Here is a 16,172-nt window from a genome sequence, read left to right as displayed (position 1 = left end):
CGCGGTGCTCACCAGGCGGTGCTCACCAGGCGGATGGTTCGTAGTCCTTGAGGAAGCAGCCGTACAGGTCCTCGCCGCGCTCGCCGCGGACGATCGGGTCGTAGACGCGGGCCGCCCCGTCGGAGAGGTCCAGCGGCGCGTGGAACCCCTCCTCGTGCAGGCGCATCTTCTGCGGGTGCGGCCGCTCGTCGGTGATCCAGCCGGTGTCGACGGCCGTCATGAGGATGCCGTCGGTGAGCATCTCCTCGGCGCTGGTCCGGGTCAGCATGTTGAGCGCGGCCTTCGCCATGTTGGTGTGCGGGTGGCCGGGGCCCTTGTACCGGCGGCTGAACTGGCCCTCCATGGCCGAGACGTTCACGACGTACTTGCGCCGGGCGGTGGAGCGCTTCATCGCCGAGCGCAGGCGCGAGACCAGGATGAACGGCGCGGTGGCGTTGCACAGCTGGACCTCCAGCAGCTCGACCGGGTCCACCTCCTCGACCGTCTGCACCCAGCTGTTGGTGTGCGCGAGGTCGGGCACGAGGCCGCCGGCGTCGATCGCCGTCTGGCGGCTGGTCAGGGACATCGCCGTGAGCACCTCGGGCGTGATCAGCGACGGCGTACGGGCCGCCTCCAGGATCAGGTTCTCCTCGGCCTTGTGAAAGGTGACCACCGCGGGCATCGGGCCGTCGAGCATCAGCGGCGCCGACTCGGCCGCGACCAGGTGCGCGTAGGAGCCGGCGGCCCGCTTCACCGTCTGGGCCGCGTTGTTGATCAGGATGTCGAGGGGCCCCTGCGCCACCATGTCGTCGGCCAGGGCCACGACCTGCCCGGGGTCGCGCAGGTCGATGCCGACGATCCGCAGCCGGTGCAGCCAGTCGGCGCTGTCGGGCATCGAGGCGAACCGGCGCACGGCGTCGTTCGGGAACCGGGTGGTGATGGTGGTGTGGGCGCCGTCGCGCAGCAGGCGCAGCGCGATGTACATGCCGATCTTGGCCCGGCCGCCGGTCAGCAGCGCCCGCCGGCCGGTCAGGTCCGTGCGCTGGTCGCGCCGCTCCCGGTTGAGCTTCGCGCAGTCCGGGCAGAGCTGGTGGTAGAACGCGTCGACGTCGACGTACCGGTTCTTGCACGTGTAGCAGGACCGGGCCCGCCGCAGCGTCCCCGCGCTCGCCCCGGCGGTCGGCGACACCAGCGGGATGCCCTGCGTCTCGTCGTCGATGCGGCCTGGCGCGCCGGTGGCCGTGGCCGCTGTCACCTGGCGGTCGGCCTCGGTGACGGCGGCCCGGCGCTCGCTGCGCCGCTGCCGCTTGACGTGCTTGTAGAGGTGCGAGGTGGCGCGGCGCACCCGCTGCACGTCCGGGTGCTCGGGCGGCAGCTGCTGCAGCTCCTCGAAGACGGCGAGGCAGATGGCCAGCCGGTCGGGGTCGATACGGTCGTCGGTTGCGGGGTCGTGCGCGGTCACGGAGGGAACTGTACAGAAACGGGTCCGGTCGGCGCCGTTGCCGACCGGACCCGCTGCTCCACGGCCTCCACCGTCCCCCGTTGCCGCGGTGGAGTCGCGTCGTACTCGTGACAGGTTCAGTAGAACTTACATATCCCTCATTTCGGACAATTTGCCGAGGTGTTCCCCCTTCGGTGGCGTGGCATCATCCGGTGCATGCGCGACCCACGCTCACTGCACGGGGCCTGGGCCTCGTTCCAGAGCCACGGGTTCGTGGAGCCGGCCCCGGCGCTGCGCTGCGTGGTGTCGCGGTACTGGTGGGCCCGCTGGGATCTGACCGGCCAGCCGGACTACGTGCAGCTGATGGTGCCGTACCCGAACGTGCAGCTGACGTTCTCCGGCGATGAGCGCTGGGTCCGCGGCGTGAGCCGGGGGCGGGTCACGCGGGCGCTGTCCGGCCGGGGCTCCGTCGTCGGCGTGGCCTTCCGGCCGGGGGTGTTCCGCCGCTTCCTGGGCGCCCCGGTCGAGTCGATCACCGACCTCTCGGTCGCGGCGAACACCATCTTTCCCGGCGCGGCCCACACAACCGACATTGCCGATCTGGACGAGTTCCTGAGCCGGCGGCTTCCCGCCGCCGACCCCATCGGCGACGAGGTGGCCGGCTGGGTCGACGACATCGTGGCGACCCGCGAGCTGCAGCGGGTGGATCAGCTGACCGGGCGGTACAACGTCAGCGAGCGTCAGCTCCAGCGGCTCTTCGCCGAGCACGTCGGCGTCGGCCCCAAGTGGGTGCTGCGCCGGTTCCGCCTCCACGAGGTCACGGAGCGCATGGCCGGCCGTTCGGCCGTCGACTGGGCGGTCCTGGCGGCCGACCTCGGGTACGCCGATCAGGCCCATCTGACCCGCGACTTCTCCAACATGTTCGGGGAGCCGCCGACCAGCTACGCCGCCCGCTACTGAGCGGCGTATGGTGGCTGACGATGTCCGCGCTGCGTGTGAGTCTTCTCGGGATCGCGCTGGTGTCCACCCTGGCCACGGCCGGCTGTGGCAGCGACCCCGCCCCCGTGACCCCGGCCGCCCAGGAGTCCGCGGGCCGCCAGGTCCAGAGCACCGAGCCGTCGGCGAGCGCCGACGACGCCGCCGGGCCGGCCCCCGAGTCGTCCAAGTCGGCCGCGGCCGCCGGCGGGACCGCGAAGCACGCCTTCCCGCTGCAGGGCAAGGGTTCGTACTCCCACGACCACCACGACTACCCGGCCAGCGACATCATCGCCAACTGCGGCCTCAACGCCCTCTCCCCCGTGGACGGCACGGTCCTGGAGGTCACGAAGGTCGACACCTGGACCGCCAAGGCCAACGAGGGCTCCTCCCGCGGCGGCCTCTCGGTGTCGATCCTCGGCAACGACGGCGCCCGCTACTACATGTCCCACTTCGCCACGATCGACGACGGCATCGAGGCCGGCACCAAGGTCGCGGCCGGCCAGCCGGTCGCCAAGGTCGGCCGCACCGGCGACGCGAGCGCCTGCCACATCCACTTCGGCCTCTCCCCCGCCTGCGCCAAGACCGGCGACTGGTGGACCCGCCGCGGCGTGATCTGGCCGTGGTCCTACCTCGACGCGTGGAAGGCCGGCAAGGAGAAGTCCCCGGTCGCCGAGCTGCAGACCTGGCAGCAGAAGAACGGCTGCCCGTCCGCCGCCACCGTCGACAAGTAGCCGATGGCCAAGGCGGCCGAGACGGCGTACGAGGCCATCCGGGCCGGGATCCTGTCCGGCGAGTTCGCGCGCGGGCAGCGGCTGCGCGAGGAGGAGCTGGCGGCCCGGGCCGGGGTGTCGCGGACGCCGATCCGCGAGGCGCTGCGCCGGCTGGACGCGGAAGGGCTCGTCGAGTTCACGCCCAACCGGGGCGCGCGGGTGGTGGCCTGGTCCGAGCAGGAGCTCGAGGACAACTACGAGGTCCGGGCCATGCTCGAGAGCTACGGGGCCCGGCTCGCGGCGGAGCGGATCACCGATGACGAGCTCGACGCCATCGCCCGGATCGCCGCCCGGATGACCGCGCTCAGCCGCAAGGGAGCGGCCGCCGCCGATGAGCTCACGGTGCTCAACGGCGACTTCCACCGGGCCATCCTGCGGGCGTCGCGGCACACCCAGCTCGACGGCATCGTCCGCGGCATCATGGACACGCCGCTGATCTTCCGGACCTTTCAGCGCTACGGCGGCGAGCGGATGCGCACCAGCGTGCGTCAGCACGCCGAGCTGGTGCAGGCGCTGCGGGCCCGCGACGGCGCGTGGGCCGAGGCGGTCATGCGCGCGCACATCCTGGCCGCGCGCTCGACGATCGTCCAGTCCCTGCGCGACGAGGAGGACGGCGACTAGGACGCCCGGCCCGAGAGCCAGCCGGCGATGGTGTCGGCCACCGTGTCGCGGGCGTCGGCGGGCTCCACGAAGTAGTGGTCGCCGGGCAGCGTCACGAACTCCTTGTCCGCCGTCGCCGCGCCGTCGTAGAGGCCCTGGGCGTCGCTCGGGAACACGCCGCTGTCCGCGTCCGGCTGGATCACGAGCGTCGGCAGGTCCATGCGGGCCAGGTGCGGCGCCGCGACGCAGTCGGACTCGGTCAGGCTGAACATGGTGAGCCACGTGCGCATGGTGTTCACCATGCCCACGCCCATGACGCCGTAGTTGGCCCGCCGCGGGTCGCCGAAGTAGCACAGCGGGGTCGGGCGCTTGGACGGGTCGATGCCCGCGTCGACGTAGCGGGGGTCGGCCCACGTGCGGGCCATGGTGAAGATGCGGTCCCGGGCCGGCTTGTCGCGGACGGCGTCCAGCTGCTCCTTGCACCACGCGGTGAGGCGGTGGTTGCGCTCGATCTGGGCGGCCCGGTAGCGGGTCAGGAACTCGTCGGAGAACGAGGAGCCGTGCCGCGGGTCGTACATGTTCAGGCCCGGGTCGGGGTCGACGGAGTTCGGGTCGGCCTCGTCGAGCACCGACGGGTCCATGGTCCTGGTGATCCACTCGGGGCGGCCCGGGTGCGCGGCCAGGAACACCATCAGGTCGCCGGGCGGCAGGTGCAGGGCCGGCTCGAACACCTTCGTGCGGCCGTAGGGCGGGCGGATGTTCGGCTCCCGGGACTGGGAGTGGTACGCCGCCATCAGTGAACCGCCGCCCGAGTTGCCCAGCAGCACGACCGTCTCGACGCCCCGGTCGCGCAGGAGCTGCACGCCGACGCCGATCTCGGCCAGGGCGTGGTCGAGGGTGAACAGGTGCTCGGCCCCGCGGAACCGGGTGTTCCAGCCCAGGAAGCCGTAGCCGCGCTCGGCCATCCGGGTCGCCATGTAGTGCTCGGAGAAGTCGACGTTGTAGTGCGCGGCGATGAACGCCGTGCGCGGCGGCCGGCCGGCCGGGGTGTAGTAGTTGCCCTGCAGCGGGTGGCCGCCGGCGCCCGCCCGGCCCAGCGCCGGCGAGGGTACCCCGATGAACTCTTGCTCGATGGTGGTCACGCGGAGTCCTCCTCAACAGCTGGCAGGTCGGTCGATGGGCGCCCGGTCCACACGGGGCGGCGCTTCTCCAGGAACGCCGACACGCCCTCGCGGGCGTCCGGGCGGTCGAGGAGCGTCTCCATGACGAGGCGCTCCCGGTGGGCGTGGGCGAGCGGGCCCATGTCCCCGGTCTCCCAGAGGAGGCGCTTGGTCGCGGCGACCGCGACCGGGGCGGCGTGCTCGGCGATCTCGCGGGCCAGGGCGACGGCGCGCGGGAGCACCTGCTCCGTCGGCAGGGCGGAGACGGCCAGCCCCCACATCGCCGCCTCGGCCCCGGTGAAGCGGCGGCCCGTGAGCAGCAGCTCCTGGGCCCGCTGCAGGCCGACGTGGCGGACCAGGTTCCAGTGGCCCATCAGCTCCGCGGTGACGCCGAGGCGGACGAAGGGCAGCGAGAGCACGGCGTCGTAGGCGACGAACCGGACGTCGCACTGCATCGCCAGGGTGAGCCCGAGGCCGGCCGCCGCGCCCTGGATGGCGGCGACCACCGGCTTGCGGACCTGATACGGCGCGATCCACTCGGTGTCGGCGCGCCCGGACGCAGTACCCCCGAAGCCGTTCCCGGTCATTTCCGAGCCGGCGCAGAAAGCCCGGCCGGCGCCGGTGAGCACGACCGCGCGGACCTCGTCGTCGGCATCGCACCAGCGCAGGGCGGCGGCGAGCTCGTGGCGCGTCGGCCCGTCGATCGCGTTGAGCCGGTCGGGCCGGTTCAGCGTGAGGGTGGCGACGCCGTCGTCGACGTCGAGCAGCAGGCGCGAAAGCGACGCGGGCCGCGACGCACCGGACGTGTCGACCCAGGCGAAGGTGTGCTCCTCGTACCTCACGACGCGAGCCCGTGCGGGCCGAACCGGTGCAGGTCGCTGAGCACCTCGCCGGACTCGGTGACGCCGGCCGTCTCGCGGGCCAGGGCCTTCGCCGTGTCCATGTCGAAGTGGTTGGTGACGACCACCTTCTGTGCGTAGAGCCCGCCGCCGGCCTGGATCACCGTCACGTGCTTCCAGCCGCCGTAGGCGTCGGCGGTGAAGTCGCGGATCGTGTGGAACAGCCGCATCCGGTAGTCGGCCTCGACGCCGTCCATGGTGCGCATGTACTTGCGCAGGTCGGCCGACGTCTCCGGGTTGCTCAGGTCGCGCAGGGACGGCGCGGTCAGGATCGAGCCGCCGGCGATGTCGTGCAGGTTGCGCACCATGGTGCTGAACTGGGCGGCCGCGTGGTACTTCGCGGCGTTGGTGAACAGCTCGTCGGGCGACGCCCAGCCCTCCGGCGTGAAGGTGGCGTGGGTCATCGCGGCCTCGAAGCCGGCCCGGATGAGCGTCGCGTAGATGATCATCTCCGCGATCTTGTCCTTGATGTGGCCGATCCGGGTCAGGCCGTTGGCCTCGGAGATGAGCTGGGCCAGGCCCACCAGGGTGTCGGCCAGGCGCACGTAGCTGCCGACGCTGCCGAGGCGCTCCCACAGGCCGAGGGAGTGCACGAAGGTCGCCGAGTGCTCGAGCTCGCCGGCCAGGAACACGCGCTCGTTGGGCACGAAGACGTCGTCGAACACGACGAGGCCCTCGGTCATCACGTGCCGGGAGCTGTAGGGGTAGAAGTCCGGGTCCAGGTCGGGCCGCGGGGCGAAGGAGGCGTTGATGACCCGCACGCCCGGCGAGTTGACCGGCACCGCGGCGGCGATGCTCCAGTCCTCCTCGCCGGGCTTCATCCGCTTGGTCGGCATGACCATGAGGTCGTGGGCGACGGCGGCCGAGGAGATGTGCAGCTTCGCGCCGCGGATGACGACGCCGTCGCGGCGGCGGTCGACGATGCGGACGTACAGGTCCGGGTCGTCCTGCTTGCCCGGCGGCAGCGCCCGGTTGCCCTTGGAGTCGGTGATGCACTGCACGATGCGGATGTCGCGGCGCTTGCTCTCCTCGAAGTAGGCGAGGGCCCGCTCGGCGTACTGCGGCTGCTGGGCCCGCATCCGGCTGGCCGCGGTCAGCACCATGAGCAGGCCGTTGGCCGTCGAGATGGTCGGGAAGTCCCAGTGCAGCTGCTGCTGCTGGATCTCGCGCAGCTCCTCGACGGATTGCGGGATGAAGAAGTACGGGCCGTGGACGTCTTCGCCGGGCCGGTAGTGCTTGTCGTAGCCCAGCTTCGCGGCGAGGGCGGGGCCCCGCAGCAGCGGCTCGGCCGTCACGTCGGGCACCGAGTGGCCGTTGACGAAGATGCGCCGGCCGTCGCGCAGGGACTCGAAGTACTGATCGCCGGTGAGCATCAGGACGGCTCCTCTTCTTGCACAGCTGATGGGTCGCAGGCCAGCAGTTCGCGCAGCCGGAGCTTGTCGATCTTGCCGGCCGGGTTGCGGGGGAAGGACTCGACGACGACGATCCGCTGCGGCACCTTGTAGCTGGCCAGCCGGCCGCGGCAGTGCTCCTTCACGTCGGCCGCCGACGGGGCGGCGTGGCCGTCGCGCAGCGCCACGATGGCGGTCACCACCTGGCCCCAGAGCGGGTCCGGCTCGCCGACGACGGCGATCTCGGCCACCGCGGGGTGCCCGCCGACCACGTCCTCGATCTCGACCGGATACACGTTCTCGCCGCCCCGGATGATCATCTCGTCGGCCCGGCCGGCCAGGTGCAGGAAGCCCTCGGGGTCCTTCCAGGCCAGGTCACCGGCGACGAACCAGCCGTCGCGGACGGCCGCGGCGGTGAGGTCGGGCCGGTCCAGGTAGCCGCTCATCACGGTGTCGCCGCGGCTGGCGATCACGCCGATCTGCCCGTCGGGCACCTCCGCGCCGAGCGGGTCGAGCAGCCGCACGTCGCAGCCGAACGCGGGCCGGCCGATGGTGCCGAGCAGCCACTCCTCGCCGGCCAGGGCCCGCCGGTGGTCCTCCGGGCGCAGGACGAGCTGCCCGCCCGCCTCGGTGCCGGCGCCGAACCCGTTGTGCAGGTCGCAGCCGAAGACCTCGACCATCCGGCGGACGACGGAGGTCGGCATGGGTGCGCCGCCGTACATGATGGAGCGCAGCCCGGAGAAGTCCGCCTCGGCGAGCTTCGGGTGCTCCAGCAGCTGGATGATCATGCTGGGGACGAGCGTCGTGTGCCGCACCCGCCCGGAGCCGAGCCAGGCCAGCGCCAGGTCGGCGTCCCACTGCGGCATGATCATGGAGGCGCCGCCGCGGGCCAGGCCGTAGAGCACGTGGCCGAACCCGGCGGCGTGGAACAGCGGCGCGCCGGCGTAGATCAGGTCGCCCGGGCGCAGGCCGAGCTCGAGGACTCCGGACTGAATGATCGCCTTGATCATGCGCTGGGACTGCAGGACGCCCTTCGGGGTGCCGGTGGTGCCGCTGGTGAAGGAGATGCTGAGGATGTCGTCGTCGTGGCTCACCGACGGCAGCTCGCCGCCGTCCGGTCCGCTCGCGAGGAACTCCTCGTAGCCGGACTCGAACTCGACGGCGGCCCGCAGCGCCAGCGACTCGACGATCTCCCGGTAGCGCTCACTGTGGAAGATGACCTCCGCCCCACTGGCCGCCATCACCGTGCGGATCTCGGCCGGGGACAGCCGGAAGTTGAGCGCCACGTATGTCGCGCCGAGCTTCATGCACGCGAGGAGCACCTCGCAGTATTCGGGCGAGTCGACGCCCAGCAGCGCCACCCGGTCGCCGCGGCCGATGCCGATCCGCTGCAGGGACCGGGCGAGCCGGGTGATCCGCGCCTCCCCCTCGGCGTAGGTGCGGACCCTCCCGTCCGCGGCCAGCAGGAAGTCGGCCTGCGGCGTGAAGCGCGCATGCAACGTGACCCAGTCACCAGGTCCAAGACCCGAAAGCTGCATCGGGGGTACTCCTATTCGCCGACGATGTGCATGCGGACCTCGTCGCCGTCGATCCAGCCGTGCCGGCGCGCATAATCCACCATGCCGTCGAACCGGCTCCGCCACTGCGAATCGCCCGCTCGCGCACCGGCCAGCCGCAGCAGCTGATGCGTGGTGAGCACCACGTGGCCGGCTTCGCGGCGCCCCCACTCGCCGAGCGCGCCGTCGTCTTCGACGTGGGCGCTGAGCCGCTTGAGGTCGTCGAGGTCGTCGAGCGTGACCCCGCCGTGCTCGACGCGCAGGATCATCGCCCCACCTTCCCGGCGTAGAACGAGGCCAGCTGCGTGTCCTCGCCGTGCGCCGCGAGCACCGACGCGGTCAGCAGCCGCGGCTGCTGGCCGGTGGAGTCGAGCAGCTGCCGGTTGGACACGGCCCGCCGGTAGTACAGGTGGGCCGGGTGCTCCCACGTGAACCCGATGCCGCCGTGCAGGTGGATCGCCTCGCGGGTGATCTCGGCACCGGCCCGCCCGCAGTACATCCGGGCCACGGCCAGCCCCGCGAGGGACTCGGGCCGCCGGCCGACGGCGTCGTTGTGCTGCACCGAGCGCACCGCGACCGACAGCGCCGAGCGGGCCCGTTCGAGGGAGACCAGCAGGTCCGCGCACTTGTGCTTGACCGCCTGGAACGAGCCGATGGGCCGGCCGAACTGGGTGCGCACCTTGACGTACTCGACGGCCATCTCCAGCGCCCGCTCGGCGGCACCGACCGACTCGGCGGCCATCCCGAGGATCGCGCCCTGCCGGATGGCGGCCACCCCGGCTCTCGCCCGGTCCTGCTCGGCCAGCAGCCGGGCCCGGGCACCGTTGAGGCGCACCGCGCCCATCCGCCGGGTCAGGTCGAGCGTCTTCAACGCGTCGACCTCGACGCCGGGATCACTCGTCTCGACCCAGAAGAAGGCGTGGAAGCCCCGGTAGTCGGCGAGCACGAGCATCGCGTCGGCCACGGTGGCGTCGACCACGCAGGGCAGCTCGCCGGTCACCTCGAAGTCGCCGTCCGGGCCGGCCTTGGCGTGCGGGTACTGCAGCGGGAACGTCTCCTCGATGGGCAGCACCGGCACGGCGATCAGGTCACCGGACGCGATCCGGGCCAGCCGGTCGTGGTTCGCCTCGTCGTCGGTGAGGGCCGTCAGCGCCGCGGCGACGAGCGAGGTGGTCAGGAACGGGCCGTCGTCGAGGGCCCGGCCCAGCTCGGTGTGGACCGCGACCTCCTCGGCCAGCCCCATGCCGGCGCCGCCGTACTGCTCGGGAATGCGGACTCCGGGCAGCCCGAGCTCGCCGGCCTGGCGCCGCCAGCGGTCCCGGTCGACCCGCCGGGCCGCGTCCGGGGCGAGGGGTCCGCCGCGCAGTGCCGCGCCCGGGTCCCGCGCCAGGTGGTCGCGGACCACCCGGCGCAGCTGTTCGATCTCGTCCATACCTAGGCGCTCTTCTCGCTCACGGGTCGCTCCTCGCGCGGAAGTCCGAGCACGCGCTCGGCGAGGATGTTGCGTTGGATCTCGTCGCTGCCACCGGCGATGCGGTGCGAGGGCGCGCTGAGCAGCAGCTGCGACCAGGAGTACGTGCCCCAGGCGCCGGTGTCGGCGACCATCCGGTAGCCCAGGAGCCGGGCGGCGACGTCGGAGTAGTACTCCATGTCGGACGTCGTCATGAGCTTGACCACGGAGCCGGGGGCGGGGCCGCCGGCGTCGCGCAGCCGGGTGGCCGTCTCGTGCAGCACCTGCTCGCGGGCCCAGCACTCGGCCAGGAGGTCCTGGATGGCCGGGTCCTCGATGGCCCCGGTCGAGCGGGCCAGCGCGAACAGCCGGATGACCGGCTCGATCATGATGCCGTTGTGGGCCCGGCCGAGCACTGAGCGCTCGCTGCCGACGGTGGTCATGGCGATGTTCCAGCCGCCGTCGACCGGGCCGAGCCGCCGCGCGTCGGGCACCCGCACGCCGTCGAGGAACACCTCGTTGAAGTGCTCGGAGCCGGTGACCTGGCGCAGTGGCCGCACGTCGATGCCCGGCAAGTCCATGTCGATGAGAAACATGCTCAGGCCGCGGTGGCGGCTCTCCGGCGGCCCGGTGCGCACCAGGAGCTCGCCGAGCTTCGCCACGTGCGCGAAGGACGACCAGACCTTCTGGCCGGTGACGATCCAGTCGTCGCCGTCGCGGACCGCGGTGGTGCGCAGGCTGGCCAGGTCCGAGCCGGCCTCCGGCTCGGAGAACAGCTGGCAGCAGATCAGGTCCCCGCGCCAGATCCCGGGCAGGAAGGCCCGTTGCTGCTCCTCGGTGCCGTGGGCGAGGATGGTCGGCGCCACGATCCCGTGGCTCACCATGTAGGTGCCCGTGGACGGCAGCTCGTACTCGGCCGCGATGCCGGCGACCAGCTCGACGTAGTCGGGGCCGAGGCCGCGCCCGCCGAGGGCCGGTGGGCCGTCGAGCCAGGCCAGCCCGGCGTCGAAGAGCTCCCGCTGCCACCGCTGGGCCTCGGCGACCTCGGCCGCCTCGTCCTCCGGCTGGGTGAGCCCGACGCCCACCACGTCGTCGTCGCCGACGCCGTGCAGCATGCCGCGCCGCTCGCGCTTCGGCGCCCGGGCCGCGAAGAACGCGTGCGCCTCCGCGGCCACCGACTCGTGCGTCGTTGGCGTGCTCATCGCAACCTCCTGCGGATCGGGCTCGGTTCGGGGGGTGGGGAGGCCGTTCACACGCGTGCGCCTTCGGCGGAGTCGTCGGACTCGTCGGCCTCGCGGGCCTCGTCCGCCGGGTTGGCCTCGCCCGTCGGGGTGGCCTCGCCCGTCGGGGTGGCCTCGCCCGTCGGGGTGGCCTCGCCCGTCGGGGTGGCCTCGCCCGTCGGGGTGGCCTCGTCCGTCTCGCGGCCGAGGTAGGCGGCCACCACGCGCGGATCGCGGGCGACCTCCTGCGGTGTCCCGCGGGCCAGCACGGCCCCGGCCTCGAGCACGGTGACCCGGTCACAGGTGCTGAGCACCAGGTCGACGTTGTGCTCGACGAGCAGGATGCTCATGTCCCAGTCCCGGGCCAGGGTGCGGATGAGCGCGCCGAGCTCGCGGGCCTCCTCGTCGCTGAGCCCGGCGGCCGGCTCGTCCAGGAGCAGCACGCGCGGGTCGGCCGCGACCGCGCGGGCGATGGCGACCAGGCGGCGCTTGCCGAACGCGAGCGCGCCGGGCTTGCGGTCGAGGTCGTCGGTGAGCCGGAACTCCCGGATCGCGGCCAGGGCGGGCGCGGTGAGCTGGATGCGGCCGGGCGCCACGAGGTCGCTCACGTAACGGCGGGCGCCGTCGTCGTCGCACGCGACAGCGAGGTTCTCCCGGACGGACAGGTCGGCGAAGAGCTCGAGGGACTGGAAGGAGCGGGCCACCCCAGCCCGGGCCCGGCGCCGCGCGCTCCACTGACCGATGGGCTGGTCGTCGAGCTTGATGGTGCCGCGGGTGGGCCGGACGAACCCGGTGAGCGCGTCGATGACAGTGGTCTTGCCGGCGCCGTTGGGGCCGATCAGGCCGTGCACCTCGCCCGGCACCAGGTCCAGTGTCACGCCGTCGACGGCGACCACGCCGCCGAACTGCACCCGCAGGTCGGCCACGTGCAGGCGGCGCGACGGGCGGCGCTCGTGCTCCGCCGCCCCGGCCGGCTCCGGCGCGGCGGCCCGGGCGGACGGCGGGCGGGACGGCAGCGCGGGCACCCGCAGCAGGCGGCCGAGGCGGCGCACGAGGTGGGCGTTCATCTCGTAGAGCCCGTTGCGGCCGCTGCGCAGGACGTAGAGCAGGAACAGCCCGCTGACCAGCGGCAGGTAGCTCTCCAGGTTGTCGACCCCGTGCAGGATCTGCGTGCCGACGCCGCCGGGCAGCAGCGTCGAGGCGAGCAGCGCGCCGCCGATGGTGCCGATGCCGCCGACGACCGCCATGCCGATGACGGTGATCGAGGTGAGCACGTCGAACTGGGCCGGGAGCACGGCGACGCCCTGGAAGGCCAGCAGCACCCCGGCGACGGCGGCGAGCGCGGAGGCCAGGGCGAACGCGTAGAGCTTGCCGACGAGCACGTTGACGCCGAGGGCGGCCGCCGCGCGCTCGTTGGAGCGCACCGCGAGCAGGCGCCGCCCGACCCGGCCGCGGCGCAGGTTGGCCACGGCGAGCGCGCTGAGGGTCAGCGCGGCCAGGGCCACGAGCCCGTAGTTGTACGGGTGCCGGATCGCGCCGAAGTCCCAGCCGAGGATCGAGGGCTCGCCGATCGGGATGCCGACGTCGCCCCCGGTGAGCGCGAAGTCGCTGAGCACCAGGCTGAACAGCACGATGCCCATGCCGAGCGTGGCGATGGCCAGGTTGATGCCCCGGGTCCGCAGCGCCGGCAGCGCGACGAGCACGCCGACGAGCGCCGCGGCCAGCATCGCGCCGATGAGCGCGGGCAGGAAGCCCCAGCCGGCGCGGTGGACGAACGTCGCCGCGGCGAACGCGCCCGCGCCGGCGAGCACGTACTGGGCCAGGGACAGCTGGCCGGCGTATCCGGTGACCACGGTGACCGACAGCGTGAGGATCGCGAACGCCATCGTGACCGTCAGCGCCTGCGCCCACACCGGCGACACGACGAACGCGATCAGGAACGCGAACACCCCGACGATGACGACGGTGGGGACGACCCGGATGCGGCCGTCGCCGACGCTCGGGAGCCGCTCCAGCACGTGGCTGCGCAGCGGGAGCGAGCTTCCCCGCAGGACCAGATAGGCGATGATGACGATGAAGGGCACGCTGTCGCCCCAGCCGGTCACCGTGACGTAGCGGGTGATCAGGGACTGCACGACGCCGATGGCGAGCGCGCCGGCGAAGGCGATCGGGAACGACACGAACCGGGCGAGCAGCGCCGCCGCGAGCGCCGGCACGATCAGCAGGGTGAGCTGCGTGGGCTGCAGGTAGGTGATGGGGCCGATGAGCGCGCCGGCCAGGGCCGCGATCCCGGCCGCGAGCGCCCAGTTGGCGGTGGCGATCCGGTCCGGCGAGTGGCCGAGGCTGGCGACCGCGCGCTGGTTCTCGGCCATGGCGCTGGCCACCCGCCCGAACGACGTCCAGCGGAAGACCGCGTACAGCGCGGCGGTGAGCAGGACCCCGATGAGCAGGATGATGAGCCGGTCGACGCCGAGGGTCGTGCCGGGCAGCACCTCCACGGCGTCGGTGGGCAGGAACGACGGCACGCTTATCGGGCCGACGCCGTAGCGCAGGACGGCCGCGGCCTGGAGGGTGAGCAGCACGCCGAGGGTCGCGATGACCCGCTCGATCGGGGACGAGGTGCGCATCGGCCGCAGGATCAGGTGCTGCACGGCCACCCCGAGCAGGACCCCGACCGCCGTCGCGCAGACGACGGCCGGGAGCGCGGGCCAGCCGGCCGCCACCCGGAACTCGTAGTAGGCGTAGCCGCCGACCATCACCAGCGAGCCCTGGGCGAAGTTGACGATCCCGGAGCCCCGGTAGATCAGCACCAGGCCCTGGCCCAGGAGGCTGTAGATGGCGCCGATACCCAGGCCGAGCAGGATGAACTGGACGACTTCCATGATCACTGCGCTCCGGCTTCGGTGGCGTCACCGAGATACAGGGACTCGACGGCCGCGATGCCGTCGGCGGCGTTCCCGGACGCCGCGACCGCGCCGCGCCGCAGGAGGTACCAGCGGTCGGCGACCGCCAGGGCCCGGCGGGCCTGCTGCTCGACGAGCAGGACGGCCACGCCGTCCCGGTCGGCCGCGTGCCGCAGCGCGGCGAACAGGCGGTCGACCACGAGCGGCGCCAGGCCGAGGGAGAGCTCGTCGAGCAGCAGCGCGACCGGCTCGGCGGCCAGGGCCCGGGCCAGCGACAACATCTGCTGCTCGCCGCCGGACAGCAGCCCGGCCCGGGTCGCCAGCAGCGCCCGCAGCTCCGGGAAGAGCTCCAGCGCCCGCTCAATGCGCCCCGGCCCGAGCAGCAGGTTGTCGCGCACCGACATGCCCATCAGCACCGAGCGCTCCTCGGGCACGAAGCTCATGCCCAGGCGCGCCCGGACGTGCAGCGGGGCGGTCGTGACCGCGCCGCGCCACCGGACCTCGCCCCCGATCGGCGGCAGCTCGCCGGCCGCGGTCAGGATCGTCGTCGACTTGCCCGTCCCGTTGGCCCCGAGGAGCGCGACGATCTCGCCGCGCATCACGTGCAGGTCGATGTCGCGCACCACCGCCAGGTCGTCGTAGCCGGCGCTGAGTCCGCGCAGCTCGAGGACCGGTGCGTCATCGGACGCCACTGCCGCCGCCGTCATCTACTTGGTGCCCAGCGGGTCGATCGCGTCGCCGTCCTGCTTGAGCGTGCCGCCCACGGCCTCGGACACGTAGACCTTGAAGGTCGGCACCCGCGGGTAGGTCGCGACGACCGGCGGGCTGGGGATGCCCGCGTAGTCGGGGACGGTGCCGAGCACGATCGGCTTGTCGAGCTTGTCGAGCAGGCCGGTGATCGCGGCGGCCGAGACGTTGCCGCCCAGGCGCTTCACGATCTCGACCAGGAACGTGATCGAGCTCCAGGTGCCCAGGGAGCCGTTGTCGGTCACGGCCTCCGGGTGGTACTTGGCCATGTCGTCGAGGAACTGCTTCACCTGGGGCACCGAGGTGTTCGTCACGGGAACCGCGGAGGACGTGATGAACACGCTGTTGGCCAGGTCGCCGAGCGCCTTCTGGTCGGCCGGCTTGAAGATGTTGGCCAGGGTGGCGATGTTGCCCTTGAAGCCGGCCTGGCGCACGGCCCGGATGATGCGCGGCGCGTCGGTGGCGGTCGAGGCGACGGCGATGGCGTCGGGGGTCTTGGCCAGGGCGGAGGAGGCCACGGCGCTGAAGTCGGGTGCGCCCAGAGGGGCCAGGATGCGGTAGGACTGGGCGCCGCCGGCCTTCGCCCCGTTGGCGATGTCGTCGGCGGCGGCGTAGGCGGCGGCCGCGTCGGCCACGATGACCGCGATGTTCCTGCCGCCCTTGTTGGCCAGGAGCCGGCCCAGGCCGACCTGCATCGACTGGGTGCCGCCGGTGATCGGGTACGACACCTTGCTCGTGCCCTCGGTCGGTCCGCCCGAGCCGGCTCCGGCCAGCCACGGAATGCCGGCCGCCTCGAGCACGGGCAGCTCGGCGGGCGCCTGCGAGCTGGCCGCACCGACCACGGCGACGACGCCGTCGCTCACGGCCTGGCGGGCGCAGGCGGCGCCGGTGTTGGCGTTGTAGGCGTCGTTGCAGAACTCCACCTCGATCTTCCGGCCGTCGATGCCGCCGGCCGCGTTGATGGACTGCACGTGCGCGTCGAGACCGGCCTTGGCGTCCTTCAGCGAGAGGTTCGGGCTCTCGAAGGTGCCGATCTGCATGATCTTGATCGGGCCGGTGTTGCCGGCCGCGGTGCTGC

At 72.8% G+C, this 16,172-nt stretch carries 14 protein-coding genes; 3 read left to right on the top strand and 11 right to left on the bottom strand.

Annotated features, from left to right (window positions below):
* Nucleotides 1–22: 22 nt before the first annotated feature.
* A complete protein-coding gene (locus Dvina_RS12885; protein ID WP_223102714.1) occupies nt 23–1,441 on the bottom strand; it encodes an SDR family oxidoreductase in 1,419 nt (472 codons plus the stop codon).
* A 195-nt stretch (nt 1,442–1,636) separates the two neighbouring features.
* Between Dvina_RS12885 and Dvina_RS12880 the strand changes: the two genes are divergently transcribed.
* From Dvina_RS12880 to Dvina_RS12870, 3 genes are read left to right on the top strand one after another with little or no spacing between them, the layout of a single operon-like run.
* Entirely contained in the window at nt 1,637–2,380 is a 744-nt protein-coding gene (locus tag Dvina_RS12880; protein ID WP_223102713.1) for a helix-turn-helix domain-containing protein, read from the top strand.
* Between the two features lie 20 nt (nt 2,381–2,400).
* The gene (locus Dvina_RS12875) at nt 2,401–3,129 is read left to right on the top strand and encodes a M23 family metallopeptidase (protein ID WP_223102712.1); all 729 of its coding nucleotides are present in this window, start codon (nt 2,401–2,403) and stop codon (nt 3,127–3,129) included.
* 3 nt (nt 3,130–3,132) lie between these two features.
* A complete protein-coding gene (locus Dvina_RS12870; protein ID WP_223102711.1) occupies nt 3,133–3,789 on the top strand; it encodes a GntR family transcriptional regulator in 657 nt (218 codons plus the stop codon).
* On the opposite strand, the gene Dvina_RS12865 is transcribed toward Dvina_RS12870, so the two are convergent.
* The 10 genes from Dvina_RS12865 to Dvina_RS12820 are packed head-to-tail and all read right to left on the bottom strand — an operon-like array spanning nt 3,786 to nt 16,134.
* Nucleotides 3,786–4,910, bottom strand: a complete 1,125-nt coding sequence (locus Dvina_RS12865; protein ID WP_223102710.1) for an alpha/beta hydrolase family protein — start codon at nt 4,908–4,910, stop codon at nt 3,786–3,788. The two genes, Dvina_RS12870 and Dvina_RS12865, sit on opposite strands and share 4 nt — an antisense overlap.
* Nucleotides 4,907–5,770 carry an enoyl-CoA hydratase/isomerase family protein gene (locus tag Dvina_RS12860; RefSeq protein WP_223102709.1) on the bottom strand — a complete coding sequence of 288 codons (864 nt, stop codon included), beginning with the start codon at nt 5,768–5,770 and terminating at the stop codon, nt 4,907–4,909. The genes Dvina_RS12865 and Dvina_RS12860 overlap by 4 nt, the downstream gene beginning before the upstream one ends.
* On the bottom strand, nt 5,767–7,200 hold the full coding sequence (locus tag Dvina_RS12855) for a 4-hydroxyphenylacetate 3-hydroxylase N-terminal domain-containing protein (RefSeq protein WP_223102708.1): 1,434 nt from the start codon (nt 7,198–7,200) through the stop codon (nt 5,767–5,769). Before Dvina_RS12855 ends, Dvina_RS12860 begins: the two co-directional genes overlap by 4 nt.
* A complete protein-coding gene (locus tag Dvina_RS12850) occupies nt 7,200–8,756 on the bottom strand; it encodes a class I adenylate-forming enzyme family protein (RefSeq protein WP_223102707.1) in 1,557 nt (518 codons plus the stop codon). Before Dvina_RS12850 ends, Dvina_RS12855 begins: the two co-directional genes overlap by 1 nt.
* Before the next feature lie 11 nt (nt 8,757–8,767).
* A complete protein-coding gene (locus tag Dvina_RS12845; protein ID WP_223102706.1) occupies nt 8,768–9,043 on the bottom strand; it encodes a hypothetical protein in 276 nt (91 codons plus the stop codon).
* Complete coding sequence (locus Dvina_RS12840; RefSeq protein WP_223102705.1) at nt 9,040–10,206, bottom strand: acyl-CoA dehydrogenase family protein; 1,167 nt, start codon at nt 10,204–10,206, stop codon at nt 9,040–9,042. Before Dvina_RS12840 ends, Dvina_RS12845 begins: the two co-directional genes overlap by 4 nt.
* Before the next feature lie 2 nt (nt 10,207–10,208).
* Nucleotides 10,209–11,426 carry an acyl-CoA dehydrogenase family protein gene (locus Dvina_RS12835; protein ID WP_223102704.1) on the bottom strand — a complete coding sequence of 406 codons (1,218 nt, stop codon included), beginning with the start codon at nt 11,424–11,426 and terminating at the stop codon, nt 10,209–10,211.
* A gap of 47 nt (nt 11,427–11,473) precedes the next feature.
* Entirely contained in the window at nt 11,474–14,326 is a 2,853-nt protein-coding gene (locus Dvina_RS12830) for a branched-chain amino acid ABC transporter permease/ATP-binding protein (protein ID WP_223102703.1), read from the bottom strand.
* A gap of 2 nt (nt 14,327–14,328) precedes the next feature.
* The gene (locus Dvina_RS12825) at nt 14,329–15,039 is read right to left on the bottom strand and encodes an ABC transporter ATP-binding protein (protein WP_223102702.1); all 711 of its coding nucleotides are present in this window, start codon (nt 15,037–15,039) and stop codon (nt 14,329–14,331) included.
* A gap of 15 nt (nt 15,040–15,054) precedes the next feature.
* The gene (locus Dvina_RS12820) at nt 15,055–16,134 is read right to left on the bottom strand and encodes an ABC transporter substrate-binding protein (protein WP_223102701.1); all 1,080 of its coding nucleotides are present in this window, start codon (nt 16,132–16,134) and stop codon (nt 15,055–15,057) included.
* Between the last annotated feature and the right edge of the window lie 38 nt (nt 16,135–16,172).

Origin of the sequence: Dactylosporangium vinaceum, from assembly GCF_019904175.1 — a bacterium.
In the GTDB taxonomy this organism is placed as follows: Bacteria; Actinomycetota; Actinomycetes; order Mycobacteriales; family Micromonosporaceae; genus Dactylosporangium; species Dactylosporangium vinaceum.
Note: the sequence above shows the minus strand (reverse complement) of the source record. Positions and strands in the feature narration are given on the sequence as shown.

Coding starts and splice junctions, on each gene's coding strand:
- Dvina_RS12855 (WP_223102708.1), bottom strand. CDS start 7,200: ATGCTCACCGGCGATCAGTACTTCGAGTCCCTGCGCGACGGCCGGCGC.
- Dvina_RS12820 (WP_223102701.1), bottom strand. CDS start 16,134: ATGCAGATCGGCACCTTCGAGAGCCCGAACCTCTCGCTGAAGGACGCC.
- Dvina_RS12845 (WP_223102706.1), bottom strand. CDS start 9,043: ATGATCCTGCGCGTCGAGCACGGCGGGGTCACGCTCGACGACCTCGAC.
- Dvina_RS12875 (WP_223102712.1), top strand. CDS start 2,401: ATGTCCGCGCTGCGTGTGAGTCTTCTCGGGATCGCGCTGGTGTCCACC.
- Dvina_RS12880 (WP_223102713.1), top strand. CDS start 1,637: ATGCGCGACCCACGCTCACTGCACGGGGCCTGGGCCTCGTTCCAGAGC.
- Dvina_RS12840 (WP_223102705.1), bottom strand. CDS start 10,206: ATGGACGAGATCGAACAGCTGCGCCGGGTGGTCCGCGACCACCTGGCG.
- Dvina_RS12835 (WP_223102704.1), bottom strand. CDS start 11,426: ATGAGCACGCCAACGACGCACGAGTCGGTGGCCGCGGAGGCGCACGCG.
- Dvina_RS12830 (WP_223102703.1), bottom strand. CDS start 14,326: ATGGAAGTCGTCCAGTTCATCCTGCTCGGCCTGGGTATCGGCGCCATC.
- Dvina_RS12850 (WP_223102707.1), bottom strand. CDS start 8,756: ATGCAGCTTTCGGGTCTTGGACCTGGTGACTGGGTCACGTTGCATGCG.
- Dvina_RS12870 (WP_223102711.1), top strand. CDS start 3,133: ATGGCCAAGGCGGCCGAGACGGCGTACGAGGCCATCCGGGCCGGGATC.